We start from the raw sequence: 4759 nt of genomic DNA on the forward strand, positions 1-4759 counted from the left end.
ACTCGTAATAAGCGTCACTTTTATCAACGTGGTCTCAGAGCTGCAACCTTGCTCCGGCAAGGTTCCTAGCTATATTTGTCACCCCCCCAGAACGATCGCATTATCAAGTTAACAGCCTTGGAATTTAATATTTTGTATTTGTTGGCAAGTCATTCCGGTCAATCTTGGAGTCACCAACAGCTAATCGAAAAAATCTGGGGGTGGAACTGCGACGACACAGGAGAAAAGCAACTTGTTACCGTACATATTGGTCAGATTCGCAAGAAAATGATTCAAGTTGATGCTACTGGATCGCAGTTTATTAAAACTATTCGGGGTTACGGTTACAGGTTCGATCCGCCCTCGCGCACGGCAATGGCAATTTACTAAGCTCATCGGCATTAACCACCTTATTTGGTGAAAAACCGATTTTCCCACCTGCCGTGGGGCAGCCAGAGGCCTCCTAGGGAACGAACGCGATCGGGTAACATGAAGTATGCCCAAGCCGTGCCTAAAGGTTTGAGGTGTCGATCGAAGATTTTGATTTCCTGCCGCTGATATTCGTTTTGTGTCGGTTCCCGCAGCGGATGATAATCTTCAAGTCGGTCTAAATCGTCCAAAATAGCCGAGTTTGCGAAACAGAGGAGAAAACCGCAGACTGTGCCATCTCCGGCCATCATCGCAGGATAGCCGATCGGCAGGGCAAAAAGTTGACCGCGGGCGATCGCGGGGCAAGCATCCACAACTTTTCCTTCGCAGTAGCGGAGGTAGTTGCACTCCCCCGGTTTGAGAGTGCCGTAGACAAAGACTTTCATCGGGTAGGGCCTAACCGCTAGTTTTTGCTAACATAGATGGCTAAGCTAATAGTTTAAGTCTCGCGGGCGATCGCGACTGCAATCTTGATAAATTTCGTTGTTTACCCTTTCTTATAATTCATGACTCTAGCAGTTAGTTTTATTGCTTTTGGACTTCGGCCTTTGTACTTGAGCTCTTTTTTGCCGTCCCTGCCCCTTGACAGCTTGTTTTCGACTCAAGGAATTATGGTGATGCTGCTGGCCGCCTATGCGGGGGCGATGTGGATGTTTCTCACCAGTGCTCCGAAGGTACACACGGTGATGGTATCGGATCTCGGGCAAGCGAGGGAGTTCTATGAAGGTATGCTAAACCTGCCAGTAGCAGAAGTGCCGCTGCACTACTACTACAATTACGAGCAAACTTTGGGGACAACTGGTATCGATCCGCTGTATTTGTCACCTAATGTCGGGAGGGCAACGAGCTCTCAAACGATGGGGAGTCCGGATGGTTTGTGGTATCAGTTGATGAAAAATACCCAACTGCACATCATTAGCGGGGCCGGTGTAGGGGAAAAAAATCGCCAGCGTCACGTTTGTTTCGATCGCGATTGTTTGGATCAGCTATTGATGAGGGTACAAACTCGCGGCATTAGTTATAAAATTCGCCGGGAAAAGCCGCTGAATTTTTTGGTGAAGGATTACGACGGCCGGGTCATTGAAATGGCTGAGGTTAGTAATTAGAAAAGACTCAGCGGTTGAAACTAATCCTACACAAACTTTGGTCTCCGCAGATAGGGACAAAAGAATCAAAGGGGTATTAAAGCCGAATTTGGTATTACATCCCAAGTGAGAAACCCGGTTGATCTAAAAAACCGGGTTTCTTGTTTGTCAATTAATCTTAGATTCAACGCTAGATTTTTCCGAAGCCGCCGCTGCTTTAATCTGTGAAATCGCTTTCCGGCTGAAAAGTTGGAAATAAAGAGAAACAAAGAATTCTTTAACTGGAAAAACGATAAAAGTCAAAGGATTAATTGTGACGATGATATTGCGCGCATCGGCTTTAGCTTGTTTGACAATTTGCTGTGCTACCCAGTCGGGAGACATGATGCCGATCGGGTTTAAATTGCTTTTAAACGGCCCTAAAATCAGTTTGCGAACGATGCAGGGCGCGTCTAGCCGGCGCAGGGTGACTAAATCTCCTAGGGCGCGTTTGCTGAGTTCGTAGAGGGGACTGACAGCGGGAATTACTTCTGCTTCGGAAGTGTTGATCCAGACTTCTTTGCAAGCGATGTTTTCGTTAGTGCGGACTGTTAAGAAAAAGAGTTCCATCAGCCGCCACGCGGAAAAAGTGTTAATTTCGTATGAGTTGGCGATCGCCTCTCCTGTTCTTTCTCGCTGTACGTTAATCCCGTGATTGATGACGAGAATATCGATTTTTTCTAACAATAGGGCTAAGTCTGCCTCTTGGCCAGCTTGCCAAGTTACGGTTTTTACAGGTAAACTTTCGCCGTCTATATTCAAAGTAATTTCCTCATTTCCCGAGGAGAGGGCGAGCACTTTTGCACCAGCTTTGTGCAGGTGTTTGAGAAGCAAACGCCCTAAAGTTCCCGATGCACCGGTGACGGCTACAGTTTTGCCTTTGAGAGAAAGTGCTGTACCCATAAGTTTGTCTATTAAGGTGAAAGTACCGCAATAGTAAGCATTTTGATTGTCGAAGTGGTGCCGCCAGTGATAAGGTTTATTAACTAACCACTTGCCAGGGGGAGTAAGGAAGTCTCCCGGTTGGTGGGTGATGTCGGTTAATTCGTCTGCGCCTTTGATGCCGCACCCGCGGGCGATCGCGCTCAACAAAAAGCCTAAAGTATAAATACAACCGGCTGCTGCGCCCCAGTGATATTCCGGTAGCCCAAAATAAGCTACAACCCACAGCAACAAGCCCAAAACCATCATCGCCGCAGCTTCGGGCACGTCGTGACGCCAGTGTGCTTGCTTGTAAATTGTCTCGCTGACGGCTGTCAAATTCGGGCGGAAAACGCGGTGATGCCAAGTGTGCAGCTTTTGCAGGGGTGCCCAATAATGGGACACAACGTGATAAAAGTCTCGTATTATTTCTGCCCAGCAGACAGAAGCTATTGCTACAGCGCCGACTATCCAGTAATTTACCATGCTCGCACCAGTTTGAAATTTGAGATATTAGATATTGTCTGCTTTGAAAGATAACTCAAAATGGCTTTTATTGCTAGTCTGGAAGTTGACTCAGGCGTTTTAAAATCTGCAAAACCCGGTACAATTCATTGCCGGGATTGGAAATAACAAATTCAGCCGATCGGGCATACTGGGGAGTTTCCCCTCTAACTAACTTGACAAAACTAAAGTTAGCACCTGTAGAAATCATTCCAAAAGTAGGAGTTTCAGGATTGGGATCTGCCAGCATATATGTAAGGAGTTGGGCAAGTGCTTCGTCAGTTGAAAACGAAAGTTGTTTGGATTCTATTACTGTCACCCACAAGTTTGCTTTCATAATTAGGATATCTATTCTGCCTTCGATGATTCTGCCTTCGTCTTCCTCTTGAATGGCGATCGACTTTTCGGCTTTGACTTGAAAAGGAGACTCATACAGACCTGCAATAAACAAAATGGGGCTGATAATTGTTAGCTTGACTGCATTTTCCAATACAGGCGGGGTGTCTACCAAGTTGAAGTATATGTCTTGGACGCGATCGAGCAATTGTTTTTCTGAGTCTGTTACTTCCGGTAAGTTTTCTTGCCATTCTCGGAAAAATTCACTGTTGCGAACTCGCTGTAAACCAAAGTTATCGATTAGATAGCGGAGGTTTATATCTCTTGCTTGTAGTTTTTGCATAATAATTAATAAAGGGTTTTATTGTTATTAATAAATTTAGCATAATTTGGATTTTTAACTGCAGATGAATGCAAATGAACGCAGATGAAATTCTGAGTAAGTTAATTTGGCTGAGATGTGTATTCATTGGGATTTGTGATCGGCAATTGGCTGTTTTTGTGCAGCTTGCATTTGCAGCAATTGCGGTACGGTGACAAAACGATATCCCTGCTGTTTGAGTTTGGGAATAATTGCAGATAGCGCCTCGACTGAATGCTTGCGATTTCCGCCGCCGTCGTGCAACAATACGATCGCCCCCGTTGAAGCTTGGGATAGCACGCTACGGGCGATCGCAGCGGCCGGAGGTTGCAGAAAGTCTTTAGGATCGATCGACCACATCACCACTACATAATTTTTCTTTTTAGCGTAATTTGCCAAACCGTTATTTAAGCGGCCGCCGGGAGGGCGAAACAAGAAACTTTTTGCCCCAGTCGATCGATAAATATGAACGCCAGTATTATCTATTTCATCCGATGCTGTTTTTTCGGTAACATTGTGAGAATAGTGATGCCAAGTATGATTGCCGATCGCATTTCCCCCTTGCACAACTCTTTTCGCAATTTCTGGATACTGCCGCAAATTTGCACCCAAGCAGAAAAATGTACCCACAACTTGATGTTTGTGCAAAACTTCTAATATTTTCACAGTTTCAGGCGGAGGGCCATCGTCAAATGTCAGGGCGATAACTTTTGAGTTGTTAATACTGGCTTTATAAACAATTTGGCTGCGAAATTGCGCGGGCGGTGCGAAGACTAAAGGTTGTTCGGGAGGTTTGGGAGAGGGAGTTGCGGGGGGAGAAGGGGGTGTTTTGAGTTTTGGGGGTTTAAGGAGGTTGGGCGACGGATTTTCAACGGGTGCGATTTGTTGGGCGATCGAATTTGAGTTTGCAGTTTGTCGCGTTTCAGAAATAAGGGAAATTAGGGCGCTCGAGCCGACAAATATAAAGGTTTGAATTAGGAAATTTTTAGAAAATTTGGTACTCATGCACTGTATTATAGCAATCCTAAATCAGTTGCAAATTAATCGGGCTTCACTAATCATGATTAAGTTGGTATTAATTCAGTTTTTCAACAAAAAAGTTATA

The 4759-nt window shown here is 45.2% G+C and carries 6 protein-coding genes; 2 read left to right on the forward strand and 4 right to left on the reverse strand.

What is annotated here, in order from left to right; all coding sequences use genetic code 11:
- The first annotated feature begins 75 nt into the window (after positions 1 to 75).
- A complete protein-coding gene (locus E5S67_RS30990) occupies positions 76 to 369 on the forward strand; it encodes a winged helix-turn-helix domain-containing protein (RefSeq protein ID WP_172193161.1) in 294 nt (97 codons plus the stop codon).
- Between the two features lie 20 nt (positions 370 to 389).
- Here E5S67_RS30990 and E5S67_RS30995 read toward each other — a convergent pair whose 3' ends face one another.
- Positions 390 to 794 (reverse strand): gamma-glutamylcyclotransferase family protein, encoded by a 405-nt coding sequence (locus tag E5S67_RS30995; RefSeq protein ID WP_172193163.1) that lies wholly within the window; start codon positions 792 to 794, stop codon positions 390 to 392.
- A gap of 120 nt (positions 795 to 914) precedes the next feature.
- On the opposite strand from E5S67_RS30995, the gene E5S67_RS31000 reads away from it, so the two are divergent.
- Positions 915 to 1514 carry a VOC family protein gene (locus E5S67_RS31000; RefSeq protein ID WP_172193165.1) on the forward strand — a complete coding sequence of 200 codons (600 nt, stop codon included), beginning with the start codon at positions 915 to 917 and terminating at the stop codon, positions 1512 to 1514.
- A gap of 147 nt (positions 1515 to 1661) precedes the next feature.
- Here E5S67_RS31000 and E5S67_RS31005 read toward each other — a convergent pair whose 3' ends face one another.
- The 3 genes from E5S67_RS31005 to E5S67_RS31015 form a co-directional block, all read right to left on the reverse strand.
- Positions 1662 to 2939, reverse strand: a complete 1278-nt coding sequence (locus E5S67_RS31005; protein WP_172193167.1) for a bifunctional sterol desaturase/short chain dehydrogenase — start codon at positions 2937 to 2939, stop codon at positions 1662 to 1664.
- Between the two features lie 73 nt (positions 2940 to 3012).
- Positions 3013 to 3636, reverse strand: a complete 624-nt coding sequence (locus E5S67_RS31010) for a restriction endonuclease subunit R (RefSeq protein ID WP_172193169.1) — start codon at positions 3634 to 3636, stop codon at positions 3013 to 3015.
- Positions 3637 to 3759: 123 nt separating this feature from the next.
- Positions 3760 to 4659 carry a polysaccharide deacetylase family protein gene (locus E5S67_RS31015; protein ID WP_172193171.1) on the reverse strand — a complete coding sequence of 300 codons (900 nt, stop codon included), beginning with the start codon at positions 4657 to 4659 and terminating at the stop codon, positions 3760 to 3762.
- Positions 4660 to 4759 lie beyond the last annotated feature (100 nt).

This window comes from Microcoleus asticus IPMA8 (assembly GCF_013179805.1).
Classification (GTDB): Bacteria; Cyanobacteriota; Cyanobacteriia; order Cyanobacteriales; family Microcoleaceae; genus Microcoleus; species Microcoleus asticus.

Bases quoted from the DNA above. Each gene is read 5' to 3' on its own strand.
- E5S67_RS30995 (WP_172193163.1), bottom strand. From the start codon at position 794: ATGAAAGTCTTTGTCTACGGCACTCTCAAACCGGGGGAGTGCAACTAC.
- E5S67_RS31000 (WP_172193165.1), top strand. From the start codon at position 915: ATGACTCTAGCAGTTAGTTTTATTGCTTTTGGACTTCGGCCTTTGTAC.
- E5S67_RS31005 (WP_172193167.1), bottom strand. From the start codon at position 2,939: ATGGTAAATTACTGGATAGTCGGCGCTGTAGCAATAGCTTCTGTCTGC.
- E5S67_RS31010 (WP_172193169.1), bottom strand. From the start codon at position 3,636: ATGCAAAAACTACAAGCAAGAGATATAAACCTCCGCTATCTAATCGAT.
- E5S67_RS31015 (WP_172193171.1), bottom strand. From the start codon at position 4,659: ATGAGTACCAAATTTTCTAAAAATTTCCTAATTCAAACCTTTATATTT.